Consider the following 820-nt stretch of genomic DNA (forward strand, 5'->3'; position numbering starts at 1 on the left):
CATTTTCAGCATCTACAGCCTTTTGGCCAGCTTCATTTTCTTGAGCTACCCGTTCAGTCTCAGCTTTATTTTCCGCATCAATCTTTACATTTTCAGCCTTAGCCTGCTCAATAGCTTGGGTATTTGCTTCTTTCTTAGCGGTTGCTTCTTCTACAGACTTTGTTTGACTAGCAAGGTCTGCATTCGCTTTTTCCAAGCTATCATGGGTTACCTCAGCACCGTTTGAAACTTCTACACCTGCTTCCTTGGCAGTCTCAACAGCTGAATTAAGCTCCTGAGAAGTCACTTCAGATACTAGAGCACCTGTCTGAGTTCCAGCCTGTCCAGCCATATCCACATTGGCTTGTGGTACTTCTGGTTGAGCTTCTACAAGATTGGTTGCTGGATTATTAGTTGTTACAACTGCAACTGGTTCAGTCGCTGTAGGTACTGAAACTTCGTCAGCCGAAACTTGACTCGTACCTCCAAAAGCCATAGCTCCTGCTAGGGCGATACCACAAACCAAACCATAGGCTTTTGATTTACGGAAAAATCCGTGTCCTTTTGTTGTGTTTGAATGCATTTTAATCTCCTTTAAAAAATTCTTCTAGCCTTTTTACGACGTGCCTAGGTCAGATAGACAATTTAAATAGTTTTTGATTTTTTTCTTTTCAGCTGAACAAGCCCTAAAATACTCATCATGCCAAGTCCTGCCATTCCCAAATTAGAAGCTGTTTCACCTGTTGAAGGAAGCTCTTCATCATTGGAACTTTCTTTTACTTGATGCTCACCTGACATCAATTTAGTTGAAACATTTACTAGAGAACTTGTAGCATCCTTA

2 protein-coding genes are annotated in these 820 nt (G+C 41.3%); both read right to left on the reverse strand.

What is annotated here, in order from left to right:
* On the reverse strand, positions 1 to 562 hold a 562-nt coding region (locus E5983_RS09280), incomplete at its 3' end, for a putative cross-wall-targeting lipoprotein signal domain-containing protein (protein WP_331251115.1).
* 62 nt (positions 563 to 624) lie between these two features.
* Positions 625 to 820, reverse strand: a 196-nt coding sequence (locus E5983_RS09285) for an LPXTG cell wall anchor domain-containing protein (protein WP_160333515.1), incomplete at its 5' end; no start/stop codon positions are given.

Source organism: Streptococcus danieliae, assembly GCF_009767945.1.
GTDB classification, from domain to species: domain Bacteria; phylum Bacillota; class Bacilli; order Lactobacillales; family Streptococcaceae; genus Streptococcus; species Streptococcus danieliae.